This is a genomic window from Arthrobacter sp. TmtSoilC77, from assembly GCF_059739415.1.
The window spans coordinates 4,704,351-4,725,413 of sequence record NZ_AP046050.1 but is presented as its reverse complement, the minus strand read 5'-3'; the positions used below and the strand labels follow the sequence as shown (position 1 = coordinate 4,725,413).

Annotated in this window: 15 protein-coding genes and 2 pseudogenes; 11 read left to right on the top strand and 6 right to left on the bottom strand. The window is 61.2% G+C overall.

Annotation, left to right across the window (positions count from 1 at the left end):
* Window positions 1-204 precede the first annotated feature (204 nt).
* The 5 genes from AC6I99_RS21885 to AC6I99_RS21865 all read right to left on the bottom strand — a co-directional run bounded on the left by AC6I99_RS21885 (window position 205) and on the right by AC6I99_RS21865 (window position 6,048).
* On the bottom strand, window positions 205-366 hold the full coding sequence (locus tag AC6I99_RS21885) for a hypothetical protein (protein WP_224092664.1): 162 nt from the start codon (window positions 364-366) through the stop codon (window positions 205-207).
* A gap of 737 nt (window positions 367-1,103) precedes the next feature.
* Window positions 1,104-2,297 carry an endo-1,4-beta-xylanase gene (locus tag AC6I99_RS21880; RefSeq protein WP_224165869.1) on the bottom strand — a complete coding sequence of 398 codons (1,194 nt, stop codon included), beginning with the start codon at window positions 2,295-2,297 and terminating at the stop codon, window positions 1,104-1,106.
* Window positions 2,298-2,734: 437 nt separating this feature from the next.
* Window positions 2,735-2,971: a hypothetical protein gene (locus AC6I99_RS21875; protein WP_223948826.1), complete on the bottom strand. Its 237-nt coding sequence runs from the start codon at window positions 2,969-2,971 to the stop codon at window positions 2,735-2,737.
* A gap of 171 nt (window positions 2,972-3,142) precedes the next feature.
* Entirely contained in the window at window positions 3,143-4,987 is a 1,845-nt protein-coding gene (locus AC6I99_RS21870; RefSeq protein WP_224165868.1) for a glycoside hydrolase family 3 protein, read from the bottom strand.
* Window positions 4,988-5,391: 404 nt separating this feature from the next.
* A complete protein-coding gene (locus AC6I99_RS21865) occupies window positions 5,392-6,048 on the bottom strand; it encodes a TetR/AcrR family transcriptional regulator (RefSeq protein ID WP_224092673.1) in 657 nt (218 codons plus the stop codon).
* Between the two features lie 159 nt (window positions 6,049-6,207).
* Here AC6I99_RS21865 and AC6I99_RS21860 point away from each other — a divergent pair, with 159 nt between their 5' ends.
* The 11 genes and pseudogenes from AC6I99_RS21860 (at window position 6,208) to AC6I99_RS21810 (ending at window position 19,625) form a co-directional block, all read left to right on the top strand.
* Window positions 6,208-7,545, top strand: coding sequence for an ABC transporter substrate-binding protein (locus tag AC6I99_RS21860; protein WP_224165867.1), 1,338 nt, complete (start codon window positions 6,208-6,210; stop codon window positions 7,543-7,545).
* 5 nt (window positions 7,546-7,550) lie between these two features.
* Complete coding sequence (locus AC6I99_RS21855; protein ID WP_224092693.1) at window positions 7,551-8,486, top strand: carbohydrate ABC transporter permease; 936 nt, start codon at window positions 7,551-7,553, stop codon at window positions 8,484-8,486.
* Window positions 8,483-9,385 carry a carbohydrate ABC transporter permease gene (locus tag AC6I99_RS21850; protein WP_224092695.1) on the top strand — a complete coding sequence of 301 codons (903 nt, stop codon included), beginning with the start codon at window positions 8,483-8,485 and terminating at the stop codon, window positions 9,383-9,385. The genes AC6I99_RS21855 and AC6I99_RS21850 overlap by 4 nt, the downstream gene beginning before the upstream one ends.
* A gap of 215 nt (window positions 9,386-9,600) precedes the next feature.
* Window positions 9,601-11,973 carry a glycoside hydrolase family 3 N-terminal domain-containing protein gene (locus AC6I99_RS21845; RefSeq protein WP_497943997.1) on the top strand — a complete coding sequence of 791 codons (2,373 nt, stop codon included), beginning with the start codon at window positions 9,601-9,603 and terminating at the stop codon, window positions 11,971-11,973.
* 56 nt (window positions 11,974-12,029) lie between these two features.
* Window positions 12,030-13,544: a GH1 family beta-glucosidase gene (locus tag AC6I99_RS21840; RefSeq protein WP_224092697.1), complete on the top strand. Its 1,515-nt coding sequence runs from the start codon at window positions 12,030-12,032 to the stop codon at window positions 13,542-13,544.
* Between the two features lie 516 nt (window positions 13,545-14,060).
* Window positions 14,061-14,831, top strand: a complete 771-nt coding sequence (locus AC6I99_RS21835) for a sugar phosphate isomerase/epimerase family protein (RefSeq protein WP_224092699.1) — start codon at window positions 14,061-14,063, stop codon at window positions 14,829-14,831.
* Between the two features lie 2 nt (window positions 14,832-14,833).
* Window positions 14,834-15,970 (top strand): Gfo/Idh/MocA family protein, encoded by a 1,137-nt coding sequence (locus AC6I99_RS21830; RefSeq protein ID WP_224093936.1) that lies wholly within the window; start codon window positions 14,834-14,836, stop codon window positions 15,968-15,970.
* 21 nt (window positions 15,971-15,991) lie between these two features.
* Window positions 15,992-17,203, top strand: coding sequence for a Gfo/Idh/MocA family protein (locus AC6I99_RS21825; protein WP_224092701.1), 1,212 nt, complete (start codon window positions 15,992-15,994; stop codon window positions 17,201-17,203).
* Window position 17,204: 1 nt separating this feature from the next.
* Window positions 17,205-18,206: pseudogene (locus AC6I99_RS21820) on the top strand (sugar phosphate isomerase/epimerase family protein); the annotation flags it as partial.
* A gap of 103 nt (window positions 18,207-18,309) precedes the next feature.
* Window positions 18,310-19,068: pseudogene (gene ppgK / locus AC6I99_RS21815) on the top strand (polyphosphate--glucose phosphotransferase).
* Window positions 19,069-19,346: 278 nt separating this feature from the next.
* A complete protein-coding gene (locus AC6I99_RS21810) occupies window positions 19,347-19,625 on the top strand; it encodes a hypothetical protein (protein WP_224092703.1) in 279 nt (92 codons plus the stop codon).
* Between the two features lie 36 nt (window positions 19,626-19,661).
* Here the strand turns inward: AC6I99_RS21810 and AC6I99_RS21805 are convergent, their stop codons facing one another.
* On the bottom strand, window positions 19,662-20,798 hold the full coding sequence (locus AC6I99_RS21805; protein ID WP_224164432.1) for a Fis family transcriptional regulator: 1,137 nt from the start codon (window positions 20,796-20,798) through the stop codon (window positions 19,662-19,664).
* Window positions 20,799-21,063: the final 265 nt, after the last annotated feature.

Genomic DNA, 21,063 nt, shown 5'->3' with positions numbered 1-21,063 from the left:
AGAGAGAACTCATCCCATTTTACGAACATTCTGCGATTCTTAGCCATTAGGCCGCACGAAGCTCCCGAGGAAGTCGATGTGGTCGACGTCGAGACCAGCCGGTCCAGCGCGGTCGAACGAGCGCGGCAACGATGGTGGTCCGGAAGGCTGAACAACCCGACCATTGGGCGGCAGGATCGTCCCGGACGCCGTCATCGACCACTGCTATCTGAGAGGGGCGGAGTCCGACTGCGCCGCCAACGCGCTGAAACTCGCCCAACTGGCCGCTGAGGCCGTCGGGCGCGGGACCTGCGACGGTTCGACGTCGATCAGGCCACCGGCGAAGTGCACTCCAGTACCGTCACCAACCTCGAATAGAACAGTCACGGTGCCGACGCTTGCGTCAGAATCGAACTGAATTCGGTTTCCCGGACGGCCGCTCATCATCTTCTTCCATCTCATCCCGACAGTCGAATGGTAAGAAAATGAGATGGAGCAGGGCCCGCGAACAGGGAAGTAGCCCAAAGAACACGGACTTGATGAGTCCACTTCGAGCCGTTCGGTAGGCATGCACACATCCTGACTGGTCGGACCCCTGATAAATATGAGAGTCTCGCCGCTAGCCAAGTCCGCCCCACGTCAGACCACCTTGACGTCAGTTTGGGGTGTAAATAACCAAGGCGGGGGCTTCTGGCCAAGACGCTTCCTCTGATACTTATGCTTTGGCCGCGGCACGGGACTGTGTGCATAGCGCGGGGCTGAAGCTCGGAGAGTCCGGAGAACCGTCGTCGCACCTCTCCAACCTGCGCGTTACCAGGGTGAGCCCGGCGTGAGTCCTACCCGGGCCGGAGAGCGTCATTGGGTGGCGGCGGACGGATTCCAATTTCCTGGCGACGGCGTGGGTTCCCAGCGTCGACTAGACCCTAGCTCCCATTTCGCTGCCGGCCGACTCGACTGAAGGCTTACTACTACGAGGGGATGAGATTTCCCGGGCGCCATCACCCCTTGGATGCTCTACCGCTGTGCAGGAAGGACACTCGTTGTGGTGCGTTAGTGCGACCACGCACCACAACGGGTGTCACCGGGCGGCCGGTGCACAATCAGCTGCCGCGTCCATTTTGGGACTACAGTTGCAAGTCGCTGGTGTTGGAGGGTTTGCTGACAGGCTGCTTGGGTAGTTTGCCGAGCGGGTACTTGAGTGGTTCCGTCTTCTCCACGTAGTTCCGCAGGGCATCACGAACGGCGAAGTACGCCGGCTTGGGGTTGTAGTTCTCGTCGAACAGGCACGGTTTCGCTCCCGGGAGCCATGTGTAGAGGTGCTTGTCCGTGAAGCCCCAGACGCTGATTTCCTTGATGCCGGCGTTGAGCGCCTCAGTGACGATGTTGCCGTAGATCTTTGCTTGGGAGACGGGGTCGTATGTGTGCACGTCCAGTTCCGCGATGGAGACTTCGAGTCGCAGGCCGTGGAAGAAGTTGGTCATCTCGGTGATGGCTCCGGGCGGAGGCCCCTGGAGTGTTTCGTGCATCTGCAAGGCCACGCCGTTGATCGGCACCCCGTCGGCAACGAGACCGGAAACGAGGTCGTACAGTTCCTGCCGCTTCCCTGGGAGTGATTCCACAAGGTTTTCGTTCAGGAACAGCTTGGCCTTCGGGTCCGCATCATGGGCGATCCGGAACGCGTCTGCGATGTAGCCTGGGCCGAGGGCGTTGTAGAAGTCGTTGTGCTGAAGGCCCCCACCCATCGTCTCCAGCGCCTCGGTTACGACGTCCCAGCGGTCCATCTTGTTCTTGTAGCGCTTCATGATCGTATTGAAGTGATTGACCATGGCGGCGCGGAACGCGACAGGGTCATTGACCTTAGATACAAGGTAATCGGGGTTGCAGCAACCCGAGATCAGGCCGTGGCCCTTGACCTGCATGTCGTTCGCTTTACCGAAGGCTGCCAGTCGGTCCAGGCCCTCGAAGTCGAAGATGCCCTCTTGCGGCTCAACGAATTGCCACTTCAGGTCGTTCTCGGGGGACAGGCTGTTGAACTGCTCGGCCAGCACCTCCGCGAACTGAGGTTCTGCCAGGTAGTTCGAGGGCCGGCCATCGGCCGTTGATGTCATGCCCTTGATTGAACCGGATCCGATGATGAGGCCAGCCTTCGCGGCCTCCTCCCGGAGCGAGCCGATGCCACCCTCGGCCCCCACTGCGGGAAGCGCGTCTGAGGTTGGGCTTGGCGTCGTCGTGGCGGTTGCAGCCTGGCTGGCGAATGCCGACATCGTCAGGCCAAGACTGACCGTGGCGAGCATGGCTAGAGTTTTTCGCGTCTTCATTGGGGCGAATTCCTTCGAGTAAGTGACTGCCAACAGCGCGTTCGGCCGCAAGGTGACTGCTCGAAATACGAGCCAGCTTCCGGTGCGCTGGGATGGTTTCTGACCCCGGGTGGGGGCAGCCGTGCCATTCCGCCGCGGCCGGGTAAGGCGGCGGCAGCGAGTTCTGCTTCGGTGGTGAAAAGGTAACCCGAAATTGTGACGGGTGCAACAATTTCTTTTGTTTGCTTGCCTGCGCACGTTGATTTGAAGCGCTGAAGACATGCGTGGGGTTCTTGCGCAGGGCGCGGGGGTCAGAGGCCCCGATCCGGAGGAAGAGGCCCCTGATCTGCCTCCCGAGGTTCAGCGCGGAACCTGTGAACCCGCCATTGTCTGTGTCGTCGGGGTCGGCGCAGTCGTGTTCCGGACGTGCTTTCCGGGTATGCCGATTGCCTTGGGGTCTATCTACTGGCGTCGTCGTGTCGCTGGCGGATCAACCCGAAGGGGACAGCGGGATGAGCACGCACGATATATCTGCCCGTCTCGATCCGTGTCACGAGGATCCCTATCCGGTGCTTGCGTGCGGCCTTCTGCACGACGGATATCGCCTCTTCCAGAGCGTTATCCACCTCAGAGGCGTCCTTGACCTGTACCTCCAGCATGCCGGGCTGTTCCAGCTCTCCGGTCGTGATTTCCATGTGTTCCTTTCACCGCACCGAGTGCGGCGGTGCGAGGCGAAGCGAGGGGCGCTACGGCGGACGCATGCCAAGCTCGATGCAGCATCCAGCAGTTGCAGGGGAGCCGGGGTCAAGAGCCCTTGGACTGGTGGGGCGTCGGGATGAACGGGTGGGTGGCCCCGAGGGAGCCGTTTACAGAAGTGCTTTGTGTCCGGCCGGGTAAAGACATTTATCGGCTGCGAGGCCAGTGTCCGGAGCGACGGTCCGGACGTCATTCATTGCCATTGGCAGTGCGATTGGCAGCCGTCCGACTGGTGTGATTTCGCCACTGAGGACCCGCGATAGTGCAGAATCGGATACTCCAAAACTGGCCGTGAGCGCGGATGTGATCGTTGAGATCGGGGTAAGGATGGCGCCACGGTCAAGGGCGACATCCACGATCAGGGGTATGCGGGAGGATATCGCGTTCAGTCGGTAGATGAGGCCGGGCCGGAATTCAAGCCCTCCCTGGTGAAAGAATGATTCGAGGAAAAGGTCGTCTCTGGCGTCGAATGGTGCGGCGATTCTGATAATTGCTAGATCTGCTTCCTCCGGCGTGGGGACGATGGTTCCGAGCGTGCCGGCTATGGCGGGATCGATTCCCTCTATGTAGAGACGTTGGCCCGGCGCAACGGGAAGGGTCGGTTCAGTTCCGTGGAGCTTGTTCTCGAGGACACAAACGGAGCGTGATTGCGCCAGCTCGCCCGCGGCACGGTGTTGCGGGCTGCCAACGACGCGGGCCGCTGTATCTTCGTCGACGAAGGGGTTGTCGAAAAGCCCAAGCCGGAACTTCACCAGCAGCAGTCGTCGAGCCGAAGCGTCGATCCGGGATTCCGCGACGAGACCTTCATCGACCAGGCTGCGGAGGATTTCGACGCATTCTTCGCCGCCGAACTGGTCCGCTCCTGCTTCAAGGATTTTCAACATGCGGCCCCGGGCGTCGAGGTGTTCTACTCCCCAGGCCCGGGCGGGTAGGACCTGGTCGCCAATAACGTTGTCGTTGACGAGTTCCCAGTCCGTCACAATGACACCTTCAAAGCCGAGGTCCTCGCGCAGGAGTTCCTGAAGTATCTGGCGGTTGTAGCCGAAACCTACTTCTTCCACCGGTTGTCCGTTTATTTCAAGACCCACCGGCATCCCGTAGTACGGCATGATGGCCGCGGTGTCATGCTCGATGGCAGTCCTAAAAGGTGCCAGATGGTCTTCGAATCGGCCGCCCGGGTACACCTGTTCGCGACCGTAGGGGAAGTGGGCGTCCTCGCCGTCCTTTTGCGGTCCCCCGCCCGGGAAGTGTTTAGTCGTGCAGGACACGCTGCCGGGACCGAGCGTGGCGCCTTGGAAGCCGTCCAGGTAGGCGGCCGTATGGGCTATGACCCGATCGAGGCGGGAACCGAAAGTTTGCAGTTGCCGCCCCCATCGGGGCTCGGTGGCTAAGTCGATTTGCGGGTGAAGCGCAGCACGGATTCCGACCGCAGTGTATTCGGCACGGGCGATCTCGGCGAAATGGCGGGTGGTTTCAGGTTCATCGATCGCGGCCAGGCCCAGCCCTTCCGGCCATTGCGAAAACGGGCCTGCGGAAAATCCGACGCCGACGTTTTCGGCGAATGCGTGGCGAGGGTCCGTGGAGATTGTGACGGGAATTCCGTGAGGCGTTTGAGCTGCGAGTTTTTGCAGGGCGTTGTTCCACCGGGCGGCTTCGCGTGCGTCGTCGAGTCCGTGGACATTGAAGTGGGTCATGTTCTTCGCCAGAACCACTACCGAGGTTGGTGATTTGCTGATGTGCCCGGCTGTCTCCAGCAAGGAGCCGCCTGGTCCTGATTCGATGACGGTCTGAAACATGAGGCCGATTTTTTCGTCTAACGAGAGCCGGTTGAGAAGGTCTTCGGTGCGCTCTTCGGGTGTTCTCCGCGGGTCCTCAAAGGGGTCCATGATCCCGTTCCCGTTCAGGTCGCGGTACTGGATTCCGTCAGGTGTTGTTGCCAGATTTAGGTGGGTCATGTGGATCCTCTCCTGGATGGGCGGTTTTATTTTTCGTTTCGGCGAAGACGCGCCGAACCCCGAGATCGGAGCGAGTTATTGTGCTTTTAGTGAGAAGGCGAGGGCACGTCCGGCAGTGTCTTTGCCGTAGCGATCGTGGAAATGGACTTCACTACCCGTCCCGCAGCGAACTCACCACTACCCCTGCGAGCCGTGCGGGCGATCCACACGCACGCTGCCCGGTTCCGGCCCGCTCATGGAAGGATCTCCTCGTTGAGGGGTCACGATGTCGTCGCGACAGCACAAGCGACAGCGCCCACCTTACGACGAAATTTGAACGACTGCTACATTTTTCGGAGTTATGGTTCCGCTAAGGCCGCACTAACCACGCGGCACTGGAGCGGGGGAAAGAAGGATCGGGCAGATTACCGGGCGGCAGATCGGTTCGGAACGCCAGGGAGATCCTTCACCGATTCCGGAAGGGCCCATTCAAAGAATGCCCTCATAGACCTGGTCATATCGGCGGTCGGGTCGATCAGCCATTGCAGCTGTATGCCGTCCCAGGTACCTATGAGCAGGCGGCTAAGGGTGTGGGGGTCTCGGGTTGGGCTGATTCGGCCTGCGGCCTGGTCGTAGGTGAAGGCGGCCGAAAGTTCTTCCGTTTTGCGCCGGTAGCGGGCGACGAACCAGTCATGCGCGGGATGCGTGGGGGTGGAGGATTCCGCTGCCAGGATGGCGAAGAGGCGCAGCAGTTCGGGCCGCTCGATGCTTGACTCCACCCGCTCCAGTGTGGCGGACGCGACCCCGCGTTCGGCGCAAGCGGCGTCGAAGTCGAACTCTTCGTTGCCGGGAGTGGTCCTGTCGGCCCGCTCGAGCACGGCCTCGAGAAGCTCGTACTTGGACCCGAAGTGGTGGACGATGCTGGTCAGGCTGAGGTCGAGGGAGCGCGCGATGTCCCGCAATGAGCCGCCGTGGTAGCCGTGTGTTGCGAACACAGTGGCGGCGGCATCGAGGATGTCACTCGATCGCTGCGCCGATTTTGCGTACGGACCCCGGGCGCCGGGGCTCTTCTGTTCACTCATGCTAGTGACCTTACTAACTATAGCCCGGCGCCTTGGGCAACACCGGCCCTTTGAAACTGCTTGAATAAAATTGTAGCAACTGTTTCGTTTTCGTGTAATGATGATCACGATCACCACGGCGACCCAGTTCCGGGCGCCCCATGTCACAAGGAGGTAGACATGCCTACACCAGCAGCAACACTCAAGCGGCGTACCTTTGTCGCGGGCTCGTTCATTGCAGCAACAGCCCTACTTGCCGGGTGCACCGCCGGCGGCGGTGGCGCCAGCAGCCCGTCGGGGGAGACCACTTTGACCGTCATGGTCGGAGCCAAGGATCTCAGCGCGGAACAGGTTGCCGAGTTCGAGAAGAACAACCCTGGCATCAAGATCAACCAGGTTCTGTTCGATGCGACCCGGCTGAACACCATGCTTGCTTCGGGCAACCCGCCCGACATTACTGTTGGCGCCGCCGTCGGCAGCGCCAACTTCAACGCGCGGGGATTGGCTACGGACCTCACCCCATACCTGAAGAAGAGTGATGTGCTGAAGGAAGACGACCTTCAGCCCGTCAACAACAGCTTCCGCTGGAACGGCACCAAGAGCGGCGAAGGTCCCCTATACGGCGTCGTCAAAGACTGGAGCCAGGACTCGACACTCTGGTACAACACCGCCCTTTTCGACAAAGCCGGCGTCCCCTACCTGAGTGACACCGAGGCAACCAGCTACGACAACCTCCTGGAAATCGCCAAAAAGCTCACTGTCACCGAGGGCACAACAACGAGGACCTTCGGACTGGGCGTCGAATGGGACTGGTCCCTCTCCCAGCCCATGTCGGCGATGGTAATGCAGCAAGGTGGGCAGCTGTACAACGAAGACCTGACCAAGATCGACTTCACCTCGGCCGCCGCCAAGCGCGCCTTCCAGTGGTACGTCGATTTCGGGAAATCAGGGGTGGGCCCGACGTCCCTGAACCCGCTTCCGGACGGCTCTGACTACTCGACCTTCGCCGCACAGCGCATGGCGATCAGTCAGGATGGCTATTGGTATGGCGGCAACTTCGCCGCCCCCGATGCGCTGAAGACTGTCCGAATGGCTCCTTCACCTGTAATGGGAGACACCCGTGTCGCGCCGACGTTCTCCGGGCAGGGTTGGTGGATCCCGGAGAAGGCGAAGAACAAGGATGCAGCTTTCAAGCTCATGGAGTATTACATGGCCGGCACGCCGGCCAAGGAGCGTGCCGCGAGTGGTTGGGGCCTTCCGGGGCTGAAGTCGCTGAGCGATAAGTTGCCGCAGGATCTTCCATTCCAGAAGCAGGCGTACCAGGTCGCGCAGAATGAACTGCAGTATGCGAAGCCCTTGCCCGACTCGCCTTACATCTCGACAGATCTCTTGAACGCCACGATCAAGACGTACCTTGAGAAATCAATCAAGGGTGAACTGAGCGTAGACCAGGCATGCTCGGCGCTCACTGATGACTTGAACAAAGCCCTCGCGCAGGGCAAGAAGCAGATCGGCTAACAGTTATGGCACGCAAGTGGTCCCGCTACCCCAAGAAAGCGTTCTACGCATTCGTCGGGCCTTGGGTAATAGGTTTCGTGCTGCTGACGGCGTTGCCCATGGTGTTCGGGCTGCTTGTGAGCCTCACCAACTTCGACGGCAGCTCTCCGCGCTTCAAGTGGGTTGGCCTGGATAACTACGTTGAACTGTTCAGTGACGGCGAGGCGTGGATGGCGCTGCTGAGGACGCTGCTGTTCACTGCCATCGTTGTCCCGCTGACCATCGGCGGATCTCTTGGCCTGGCGATGATCATCAACCGGCGGCTGAGGGCATTGGGACTGTGGAGGACTCTGTTCTTTCTGCCCTCAGTCGTCCCGGTTGTCGCCATGGCAATCATGTGGAAGCTTGTCTTCAACAGGGATTCAGGAATCCTCAACGCCATCCTGGGGGTCGTCGGCATCCAGCCGATCGCGTGGCTTCTGGACCCTACCGCCTTCTACGCTCTGGTGATCCTGATGCTCTGGGGTCTGGGCGCAGGCATGATCATCATGCTCGCCGCTCTTCAGGGCGTTCCGGCCGAGCTCGAGGAAGCGGCCACCATCGACGGCGCGGGACGATGGTCTGTCTTCCGGCACGTGACAGTACCGATGATTTCGCCCATCCTCTTCTTCCAGGTGATCACGGGCGTGATCGCGGCGTTGCAGGTCTTCATCCAGCCCCTGCTCCTGACCAGCTCGGCCGGTATCTCGAAGGTCAGTGGGGTGCCGGACAGCAACAACCTGTACATGGTGCAGGTCTACAAGGAGTTCTTCCTCAGCAACCGTTTCGGCTACGGATCGGCAATGCTGTGGGTGTTCTTCCTCATCATCCTCGGTCTGACGTTGCTCTTCCTGCGCTCGAGCCAGTCATGGGTGTACTACGAAGTCGACACGGAAGCCGAGAAAGAAGGAGCAACCCGATGACCACGACTGAGCGTGAAACACCCGCCGGGCTGGCACCCGAGGCCAAACATATCCGGAAAGCCGAAAAGGTCCGGAAGGACAAGCGGCCCCCGGCGATCCTCTACATTTTGATCCTGCTCCTGTCGGTGTTCTTTATCGGCCCATTCCTGTGGCTGATACTTGCGGCGCTGAAGACACCCGCTGAATGGGCCTCGTTTCCGATCCAGGTCCTGCCTGATAAGGCGCAATGGAACAACTTCGTCGAGGCCGTTACCCAAATGGACTTTGTGGCCTACACGGCCAACTCTTTATTCCTCGCGACAACGTATTCGGTGCTGATAACCATATCGAGCGCTACGGTCGGCTTCGGTTTCGCCCGGCTAAGGGCCCCCGGAAAAAAGGCCCTGTTCCTGGTTCTGCTCTCAACCATGATGATCCCGCAGATTCTGACGCTGCTGCCAACGTACGTTCTCTTCTCGCAAATCGGGCTGGTGAACACCTACTGGCCCTGGATTTTGTGGGGGCTGGCCGCATCACCGTATATGGTGTTCCTCTTCCGCCAGTTCTTCTCGTCGCTCCCGCGCGAACTCGAAGACGCGGCAATTATGGATGGTGCCGGCTGGCTGAGAATCTTCGTCCAGATCTTCCTTCCCCTCTCCCGCCCGGTGCTGATTACCTCGTTCCTTTTGTCGTTCACGTGGACCTGGGGCGATTACATTGGACCCGCACTGTTGTTGGACACGGACCACACGACCCTCGCGGTGGCCATTACCGCGTGGTACCAGGACCCTAACGGGAACACCATTCCCACCGTGCAGGCCGCTGCTGCCGTGCTGTACATCCTGCCCGTGCTGTCGATCTTCTTCTTCGCCCAGCGCTACTTCATCCGCTCCACCGTCTCCTCCGGAGTCAAGGGCTGAAGTCCGGGCCAAGTAGATACGTCGGCGGCCGGTAGCGACTCCTCCCCGACGTTGGCAACCGGCCCGGCCGCCACACCACACCACACCACACCAGTAGATGCCTCGGGCTGATCAACGTCCAAGCGAGAGGCCACCTCGGTGAGCCACACAGCAAGAAACTTTAGGAGCAATACGTGGAGGAAGCGCGCTTTCGGGCCGTTGATCTGATCAAACGAATGACAATCTCGGAGAAGGTTGCACAACTCACCTCTCTGGTGCCGACGATGCTGTTCGACGCAGATGGCATTCGCCCCGGAATCGCCGCCACCAAGCTCGGTGATGGGATCGGGTACGTGGAACCCCATATGGGGGGATTCCCGCGGACTGCTGCCGAGGTCGCGCGGCTCAATAATGAGGTTCAGCGATACCTGGTAGAGAATACCCGTCTGGGGATTCCCGCCATCATGCACGTCGAGGCACTGAATGGTGTCAACGCACCGTCATTTACCTCGTTCCCCACAGGGATCGGCCTTGCGGCGACGTGGGATCCAGAAGGGGTCGGTGAGATGGCCGCCCTGACACGCCGGCAGATGCGCTCGGTTGGTTTCCACCACGCGCTTTCGCCGGTCCTTGACGTTGCAAGAGATGCAAGGTGGGGGCGAGTACACGAGACGTATGGCGAGGATCCCTACCTCGTGAGCGCTTTTGGAGTCTCGTTCATCCGCAACCTGCGTGGAGCGTCGCTGAAGGATGGGGTGATTGCCACTGGCAAGCATTTCCTTGGTTACGCGATGAGTGACGCAGGGCTAAACATGGCGTCCGTGACCCTAGGCGAGCGAGAGCTCCGGGAGGTTTATGCGCGTCCGTTCGCTGCCGCCATCACACTGGCCGGCCTGGATTCGGTCATGAATTCCCTCTCCGATTGGGATGGCGTGCCCGCTGCCGCTGACTCGCGGATATTCCGCCACCTGTTGCGGGACGAACTGGGCTTCGACGGGACAGTGGTCTCCGACTGGGGATCAATCGAGAACCTGGTCGTCCACCACCGGGCCGCCAGCAATGCGCGCGAAGCAGCGGTGCTGGGACTTCGCGCTGGCATTGACGTAGAGTTACCGGCTCCCTTCGGGTACGGGGAAGCCCTTATCTCCGCCATCCAGGACGGGGAGATCAGTGAGGCACTTGTAGATGAGGCGGTCTTGCGGGTCCTCACTCACAAGTTCGAGCTCGGCTTGTTCGAGAATCCGTATGTGTCCACCGATCAGGTCACGGTGATGTCAATTGCCAAGGAGGGCCGCGAGCTCTCGTCGCGGCTGGCGCACGAGTCGGTCACGCTGTTAAAGAACGACGGTGTCCTGCCCCTCGGCAATGCACAACGCATAGCCATCATTGGTCCTCACGCCGATGCGGTGGGTACCGCATTTGCACCATATACGTTTCCCGCATTCATCGCCCTGACCCGCGCTCTGCGCAGTGGAGTGGCCAGCTCCATGGTCGGAGTGGATGAAGGTACGTTCCAGCCCGATAACTCCTACGTTGAAGGCGAGATCGGCGATCTCCTGTCAATGGGCGAGGACGAATACGCACGAGTCCAGTACGACGCCGCGTCGCTCAGCGAGGCCCTGCGGACCGCACTGCCGAATGCGACGGTAGTGGTTTCCGAAGGTTGCGACGTTGACGGCGGCATCGACAAAATCCCGGCCGCGGTTGACGCGGCGCGCGGCGCAGATGTCATTATCCTGGCGCTCGGCGGACTGGCCCGCTGGTTCTTCGCCGAGCGCACCGAAGGCGAAGGCGCAGACACCTCCGATCTGCGACTTCCTGAATCACAGCGCAAACTCGTCGATGCGCTCCATACCCTGGACACACCGATGGTGGGCGTACTCTTCTCAGGCAGGCCCCTCGCGCTGGGCGTCATCGAACCAAAACTGAACGCGCTCGTACTCGGATACTATGGCTCCGAATTCGGCCCCCGCGCCGTCACGGACGTTCTCACTGGCGCCAGCGAGCCGCAAGGACGACTCCCGTACACCATGCCCCGATCAAGCGGTCAGGTACCAATCCACTCCAGCCAACGATTCGGCAGCGGCTACCGCCGCCGCGAAGGCGACGACCATGGCGGATATGTCGATGAGGCCGCCACACCACTGTTTCCGTTCGGGCACGGTCTCACCTACACCCGCTTCACGTACTCAGCACTGGCCCTCAGCACGCCATCAGTCGCCACGGACGGAGAGGTCGAAGTGACGGTCACGGTGATCAACAGCGGCAGCCGCACCGGCACCGAAGTGGTCCAGCTGTACGTCGAGGACGAAGCACTCGGAATCTCACGACCTGCGCTTCAACTTGCCGGCTTCCAGCGCATCACGCTGGAGCCTAGCCAGGAAGCAACACTGGTCTTCACCCTGCAGCTGGCGCTCCTGGCCTACCTCTCGCTTGAAGGCAGGTGGATCGTTGAGCCAGGCCCAATGTCCATTTCAGTCGGCGCGTCTTCGGACGACCGCCCACTGCGCACTCTGCTGGACGTTACCGGCGGAACTGCGGACGTGACGGACAGCAGGGCATACCTGACTGAATCAAAGTCTCTGACCCTCACCGCGGATTTGCCATGAACCAGCCGCTGCCGCGGAACCAACGCGGTCACGCGACCGACGCGAAAGGACTGACCATGTACCACGGTCTCCTCGATAGCGGACACATCGATTTACCGCCCTCCTTCATTCTTGGCGCCGCGACCGCCGCCTACCAGATTGAGGGCGGCGCAACCGAAGGGGGACGGGGCCCCTCCATTTGGGATACCTTTAGCCACACTCCAGGGAAGACCGAAGGGGGCGCCACGGGAGACGTCGCCGCCGACCACTACCACCGTGTCGAGGAGGATCTCGGGTTGATGGAGGCCCTGAACCTAACCGCTTACCGGTTTTCGATCTCGTGGTCGCGCGTCATGCCGACCGGTGAGGGCGAGGTGAACGCTGAGGGCCTACAGTTCTATTCACGCCTCGTTGACAGTCTGCTGGCGCGCGGAATCCAACCGGTCGTAACGCTCAACCACTGGGACCTTCCACAAGCGCTGGAAGACAAGTACGGCGGCTGGCGCGGACGCAAGACCGCCTTCGCCTTCGAAAAGTACGCAGAGATCATGGGCGCTGCTCTCGGTGACCGCGTCTATATCTGGTCGACCCACAACGAGCCTTGGAACAACTCCTTCTCCGGATACGGCAGTGGAGCATTTGCACCCGGTGGAACAAGCCATGAAGATGCGCTCATCGCAGCGCACCACCTCAACCTTTCGCATGGACTTGCCGTCAAAGCGCTCCGGCGAACCATCACCCGGAACGACGCGCAAATCTCTGTGGCACTGAACATCTTCCGCGTAGCCGCTGAAACCCCGGAAGACGCAGAAGCTGCGCGCCAGTTCGACGCGGTGGCGAACCGCGTCTTCACCGGGCCCATGCTGAACGGGCAGTACCCTGCCGACCTTCTCGCCGACACACGGAAATTCACGGACTGGAGTTTCGTCCTTCCCGGGGATTTGGAAACCAGTCATCAACCGATCGATCTCCTGGGCGTGAACTATTACGAAGTCATGCATGTACGCCTGAACCCCGCCTATGACCCGGAAACCGAAAAAGACGGCGGCACCGCCTTCCCGGGCTCGGAAAGAATTGAGTTCCTTCGACGAGGAGACCTCGAGCGGACCGGGATGGACTGGGGGATTGAACCCCAAGGCCTCGAAGACCACCTCGTGGCACTTTCTGCTGAACATCCTGGTTTGCCGATCATGGTGATGGAAAACGGAGCAGCTTTTCCCGACACCGTCACCTCGTTGAACGGCAACAACGTTGTCCTAGATTTTGACCGTACCCGCTTCCTCATCGAACACGTCACGGCAACTGACCGCGCCCGCCACCGCGGGGCCAACGTTGTTGGCTACCTGGTCTGGTCACTCCTGGACAACTTCGAGTGGGCCGCCGGATACGGACCGCGATTCGGCATCATTCACGTCGATTACGACACCCTCCAGCGGACCCCGAAACTCAGCTCCCACTGGTTCTCTCAACTCTGCGCATCAAAAACCATCCCAACCCTGCGCGAGTTCTCACTCGACAGCAGGCCCGATCAGAGCCGGGCGCCTACTACTCACACAGAGGACGCCCTCGTGGCCAACCTGAGTAAGGATTAGAAACGACGTGATCGTCTAGCGCGGGGATTACACCCGCATGTGGCGTGTCTTCCTGGGCACAGATTCAACCGAAGCCGCGCGTTTGGGATTTCACCTGACGCGACACCGTGCTCGGCCGATTCAATGTTGACGGCGTCTGGATGCCCCTGGCCACAACCGCGAAATCCCCGCCGGCGGATGGAACCGCAAGCTCCGGGCGCCTCTTCCTGAAGTTGCTGGACCCCACCTGCTTAAAAGGAGAACAACATGCACGTTACCGACAAGGTCGTTCTTCAAAGACATCGCCCTCATCATGTTCGGCGTGCTCATCTCGGTCGTGCCGTTGCTGGTGCTGTTCTTCATCCGCGGCAAGCAACTCGTCGCTTGCGTTATGCAGGGAGCCGTCAAGGGATGAGGCAGCAATCCGCACATCAAAAGACTGAAATAACGCCCCGTAACAGCCGAAACAGGCTTCCGGGGTTCGCCGAAACAACAGCTAACCCCGATGTTTCAGAACCACCCGCAAAAGGAAGAACAATGTCCTATTCAATTCAGCTCTACACCCTCCGGGATGCCATCTCCGAAGACCTCCCCGCAACTCTCAGGAAGGTTGCGGAGATCGGTTTCACCCAGGTTGAGCCCTACAACTTCGTCGCTACGACCAAGGAGCTCGGCGCCGCGATGAAGGACAACGGCCTCACGGCGCCCTCCGGCCATGCGCCGCTGCTTTCCCAGGACCAGGATGAAATCTTTACCGCGGCGAAGGAACTGGGCATCAGCACCGTCATTGACCCCTACCAGCCAGCGGACCAATGGCAGAACGCCGAAACCATCCAGTCCACTGCGGCCAAGCTCAACGCCGCTGCGAAGAAAGGCGCCGAGTATGGCATTCGCGTGGGTTATCACAACCATGAGTGGGAACTCGAGTCCATTGTTGACGGGCGAACGGCGCTGGAATACCTCGCCGAGTACCTCGACCCCGCGGTAATCCTGGAGGTGGATACCTACTGGGTGGCCGTGGGCGGCCACGACCCCGTGGATATCCTCACAAAGCTCGGCGACAGGGTGAAGTTCATCCACATCAAAGACGGTCCCATAAACAAGGACAACAAGGCACAAAAAGCAGCAGGGCAGGGCAACGTCCCGGTCCTGGAGGTGATCGCCGCGGCACAATCCCTCGAAGTTGGCGTGGTGGAATTCGATGACTACTCCGGCGACATCTTCGACGGCATCGCGCAGAGCCTGGCCTTCCTGAACAGCAACGCGGCCAGCGCCGGTACGGGCGCTACCGAAGGAGCCAACGCGTGAGCATCCCCGCAGCATCCAGTCCGTCCACCTCGTCTTCCCTTCGGGGGCCGGTGGGCGTCGGCGTCATCGGAGCAGGCAACATCAGCAAGGCGTACCTGGACAACCTCACGGTTTTTCCGGACCTGAAGGTTCTGGTCATCGCCGACCTCTTCGAGGACGCCGCCGAGGCGCGCGCCAAGGAATGCGGCGTCCCCGAGTGGGGCGGCCCGGAAAAGGCGCTGAACCATCCCCACGTCGAAATCATCGTGAACCTGACCATCCCGGCAGCACACGTCGAGGTCGCCACGGCTGCGGTCAACGCCGGCAAGCACATCTGGACGGAGAAGCCTTTCTCCCTGGACCGCGAGTCCGGACTGGGGCTGCTCAAGGCAGCAGATACCGCCGGCATCCGCCTCGGAACGGCGCCGGACACGTTCCTGGGTGCGGGCCTGCAGACCGCCCGCCGCATCATCGAGTGCGGCGACATTGGAACTCCGCTGACGGGGATGACCACTTTCCAGACCCCCGGTCCGGAATCCTGGCACCCGAACCCGGCGTTCCTGTTCCAGCACGGCGCCGGCCCGTTGTTCGACATGGGCCCGTACTACCTCACTGCCCTGATCCAGACGTTCGGCTCGGTGCGCAGGGTTGCCGCCGTCGGCTCCTCCGCAAGGGCGACCCGGATCATCGGTTCCGGTCCGAAGGCCGGCGAGGAATTCGCCGTCGAAGTCCCCACCCATGTCTCCGCGATGGCGCAGTTCGAAAGCGGTGCGTCCTCCCACAGCGTGTTCTCCTTCGAGTCCCCCCGCCAGCGAATGGGGTTCGTGGAAATCACCGGCACCGAGGCCACGCTCTCGCTGCCGGACCCGAACTATTTCGACGGCGGCCTCAAGCTCTGGCGACCCGGCGCGGAAGAACCCGAAATCATCCCCGCCACCGGACCGGCCAACGGTCGCGGCCTGGGCGTGCTGGACATGGCCCGTGCCCTGCGCTCCGGCACTCCACACAGGGCCACCGGCGAACTGGCCTACCACGTGCTGGACACCATGGTCTCGATTTCCGAATCCGTGGAATCGGGCTCATTCGTGGACGTCACCAGCAACGCGCCCTCCTCCGAACCCGTCCCTGAGGACTGGGCGCCGGAAACCGCCACGCTCTAAGAATCAGCGAGGAACCACACCATGACCACCCCAGTCCGCCCATCCGACCAAACGCCTTCCCCGGCATACCGCCCAGCATCTGCCCCGCTGGGTGTGGCCGCCATTGGCTACGCGTTCATGGGGAAGGCCCACTCGAATGCGTGGCGGAACGTGGCCAGCTTCTTCGACGTCCCCGCCTTCGAGCAGAAAGTCCTCGTCGGCCGGGACGCCGAATCCGTTGCGGAGGCGGCCGCCAAGTACGGCTGGGCAGAGTCCGCCACCGACTGGCGGTCCGTCATTGCCCGGGACGACATCCACATCGTCGATATCTGCGCTCCGGGCTGGATGCACGCCGAAATCGCTGTTGCCGCCCTCGCTGCCGGGAAACACGTCCTCGTGGAAAAGCCGCTGGCGAACACGATCGCCGAGGCAGAAGCCATGACCGCAGCCGCGGCAACGGCCCGCGCGAACGGCGTGCAGTCGATGATCGGCTTCAACTACCGCCGCGTCCCCGCTCTTGCACTGGCCCGCGAACTGATCGCCGAAGGCCGGCTCGGCACCGTCCGCCACGTCCGGGCCGCCTACCTTCAGGACTGGCTCTCCGACGCCGAGTCCCCCATGACCTGGCGGCTCCGCAAGGAAACCGCCGGCTCCGGCGCCCACGGCGATATCGCCTCCCACGCCATCGACCAAATCCAACATCTCACCAATGAGACAGTTACCGAGGCCACCGGAACACTGCGGACATTCGTCGCAAGACGTCCCGGGCCCCACGGCCCCGAAGATGTCACGGTAGATGATGCTGTCTGGGCCACACTTGGACTGACGGGGGACGTCGGTGCGTCAGTTGAGGCGTCTCGAGTCGCGACCGGCCAAAAGAACAGCCTTCGCATAGAGATCTACGGCACTGCTGGTTCGCTCGCGTTTGACTTGGAAAACTTCAATGAGCTCCGTTTCCTGGACGCTACCGTTCCAGTCCGCGAACAGGGGTTTCGCCGGATTCTAGTCAACGAACCCGAGCACCCCTATCTGGCGGCGTGGTGGCCGCAGGGCCATATCATCGGTTGGGAACACACCTTCACCCACCAGATCCGGGATTTCCTCACCGCCATCCAGGAGCAGACCCCGCCCTCGCCGTCATTCGAAGACGGACTGCAGATCCAACGTGTCCTGACCGTCATCGAGGAATCGGCCGACAACCGCGGTGTTGTCACGCCTGTCCTACAACCAACCTTCGCTACGCAAGGAGCCTGACATGCCCCGCCCGTACACCCTGTTCACCGGCCAGTGGGCCGACCTCCCCTTCGAGGAAGTCGCCCGCCTTGCCTCAGGCTGGGGCTACGACGGCCTGGAAATCGCCATCTCCGGAGACCACCTGGACGCCTGGCGCTGGGACGAACCCGGCTACGTCGAATCCAAACTCGCCATACTGGAAAAGTACAACCTCAAGGTGTGGGCCATCTCCGGAGACCACCTCAAAGGCCAAGCCGTCTGCGATGACCCCATCGACTTCCGCCACGAAGCAATCGTCGGATCGCGCGTGTGGGGTGACGGCGAACCCGAAGGCGTCCGCCAACGCGCCGCCGAAGAAATGAAACACACCGCCCGCCTGGCACGCGCACTGGGAGTAGACACCGTCGTCGGGTTCACCGGCTCCTCCATCTGGCAATACGTCGCCATGTTCCCGCCCGTCCCCGAAAAGGTCATCGACGCCGGCTACCAGGACTTCGCCGACCGCTGGAACCCCATCCTGGACGTCTTCGATGAATGCGGTGTCCGCTTCGCCCACGAAGTCCACCCCTCCGAGATCGCCTACGACTACTGGACCACCGTCCGCACCCTCGAAGCCATCGGACACCGGCCCGCGTTCGGCCTGAACTGGGATCCCTCACACTTCATGTGGCAAGGCATTGACCCTGTCTCCTTTATCTGGGACTTCAAGGACCGGATCTACCATGTGGACTGCAAGGACACCAAGCTCCGGCCCACTGGCAGGAACACCGTGATCGGCTCGCACCTGCCGTGGGGCGATCCCCGCCGCGGCTGGGACTTCGTCTCAGCCGGACGCGGAGACGTGCCCTGGGAATCCTCCTTCCGGGCCCTCACCGCGATCGGCTACGACGGCCCCATTTCCGTGGAATGGGAAGACGCCGGCATGGACCGCCTGCATGGCGCCCCCGAAGCCCTCGCCGCCCTGAAGAAATTCGACTTCCCCGCCTCCCAAACCAGCTTCGACGCCGCCTTCAGCAGCAACGACTCGTGGGGGCTACCGATCTCGGCAGAAAGGTTGCCGGGGCGGCAACGGCAGTCCCCGGCGATACGCTAGTGCACGGTTTTCACACTTCTTCGGTACCAAGCGCATGGACATTGCATTTATCCGCGTTGACATTGGAGGCACGGGTATCAAAGGAGGGCTGGGAGACAAGAATCAAGGCAAAAACTCCTCGGTGACCGTACCGACTCCGCACCCGGCGACCCCCGAAGCAGTAGCCGCGGCAGTTTCCTTGGTGATCGAATGTATCTCAGTCCACCCGCAGGCTCCGGCTGCGTCTGCACCGGTAGGTGTGACATTTCCCGGCATAATCCGGCATGGCGTTGTGCACTCTGCGGCGAACATGGAGCAAAGCTGGCTGAACACTGACATCAACCAACTCCTAAGCGCCCGGCTGTGTCGGCCGGTACAGGCTGTAAACGGCGCTGATCCCGCAGGTAATGCCGAAATCAGTTACCGCGCTGGCATGTGCATAGACGGTTCGGTCCTAGCCATCACGCTGGGGACTGGCATTGTATCTGCGTTGTTCCTCAACGGTCAGCTCGTCCCCAATTCCGAGTTCGGACACCTGGAAGTAGATGGTGTTGCGGCCGAAAAGCGGGCTTCAGCAGTGGCACGCGAAAGGGACGGACTTTCCTGGAAGGAGTACAGCGACGTGCTGCAGCGATGCTTGTCACACCTGGAATTTTTTGTTCTCGCCCGAACTCGTTATCATCGGTGGAGGCATTCACAGCACGCCAACGATTACTTACCCAACCTCAAATTGGGAACCGCAGTACTTCCTGCCACGCTCCGCAATGATGCCGGCATAGTCGGTGCAGCACTTCAGGCCACCATCGCGCACTGAATCGGTTTGACGACCGCCATGATGAACTCGATTGGTAGCCACCGAAAGGATGTGCAGTGATTGCTGCTCCGACTTCGCGAAGGGCTCCCTCGCGGAGTTCGTAAGGCAGGTTCTCTCATCTACTTCTACTCGTCCTACTTAACTGGCATGCACGGGTATTCATGGGACGGGAGTAGCCGCCTCCGTGATTTGCCGACGGTGAACGGCACTCATACTGCTCGGTGGCGGGGCCGGTGTTAGCTCATGACAGAAAGCTCCTCCGGCTGTAGGCTCCGAATATGCCTGAGGGTCGGAAGCGCCTTGAGCCGCGTATGACGCGGGGCGGATTTCGCTGGCAGCTGGTCATGGTGTCCTTCATGGCCGTAAACGCAATCGTGCAAATTGCATTCCGGTGGAATCAAGCTTGGGGTCCCTTTCTTTACCTCATGCTGGCAATGCTGATTATCTGCGCGGTCTTCACCGCCTATCTGCTCTATGTGCGCCACTACGACGGTCATTTCTGGGACGAGGAAGAAGCCCGTCGCCAGGACTGGGATCGTCGGGGCCGGCAGCTTTAGGTATGTCCTCACGGACGCAAGCGAGACGGAGCCGTTCTAGTTTCTCGGGCTTTCGTGCAGGACGGACTCGTTTACTGCTGCGATGTACCGGGCATAGGCGGATGCCGAGTCGGTGGCGTGGCGTTCGATGGTAGTCGGGGAGTAGCCGAGGGTTTCGGCGATGATGGCCACGGGTGCGAGTTTGGTGAGTTCGTGGAGTGTTCCGAGTCGCGCGGCGCGGGTGTTGAAGAGCTTGCTGAGTCGGGTTGTGAGGTGCCCTGGGTGGATGTGGCGTCCGGGTGATGTTCCGCGGAATACCCACTTGGTGTTGGGGTGTGCTGCGGTCAGTTCGTGGCCTGGGTTTGCGGCGAGCTCCCGCCATGGCTGGGCTAACGGGTCCGGCAGCGCAATTTTGGTGGTTCCGAGTTGGATGGTGACTAAGTCTTCAGTGACTGTGACGTCGTCCCAGGTCAGCCGGGCGATGTTTTCGGCTTGTTGTCCGAAGACGAGGATGAGGATCGCGGCGGCCCGGTCACGGGTCTCCGGTCCGTTGGTGTGGATGATTTGTTGGAGCGCTTTGTCTTGCCCGATCTTGGGGAGTCTTGGGCTGGTGCCGCGGCGGTGCGGGACGATGGTGAGCCCCGCTGGGGCGGCCTTGGTTTTGATGGCCCATTTGAGGAAGCGCTCAGCGATGCGTCTCGTCGTGGGCCCCTCGGATTGCCATACATCAAGGTGGGACTGCTGCAGTTCCGGCAGTTTGATGTCATGACCGGTGAGCCAGTTCAGGAGGTCGATGGCGACGGTGACTTCCTGTTTGGCGCGCAGGAAAGTGCCGCGGGAGACTTCGTCCATGAGGTTCATGCGTCGCTGGTGATGCCATCGGATGTAGCGGCGGATCACGTCAAGGTTCTGTGGGTCGCTGACGCGTTCCATGGCTTGGGTGGCCCAGCTTTCGTAGCGAATCAGGAACGCATTTCGCTGGGGGAGCACCCCGTGCTCGATGAGGAGCCCTCGGACGTACTCGCGGGTGCGGGAGTCGGGCAGTTCATCGAAGGTGTCGTGACTGATTTTGGGTGCGGTAGCGAGGTTACGAAGGAAGGCCGTGACGTGCTTTTGCCGGATCCAGGTCATGCCGCTGTTGGCCCGTTTCATTGACTTCAGTGCCGCCGCCAGCGGGATCAGTTCCGTGGCCATGACTCCCGTAGCTGGGTCTGTAAGCAGGTCGTCTACGATGTCGCCGAGGACGCAGGTCCAGCAGCGTCCACCACTGTAAAGTTCGTCTTCGGCGCCGCAGCCCACACAGTCAACGTTGAGCCGAACGCCCGAGCAGCTGCGGCATGCCGGCTCCTCATCGATAATTCCCGGAAGAACACCTTCATGGCCGCAGGCGCAGACTCCACGGGTGCGCTTTGCCTGCTGATAGCAGTAGCCGCAAACGCCGCCGTCTGGCCAGCGCGCG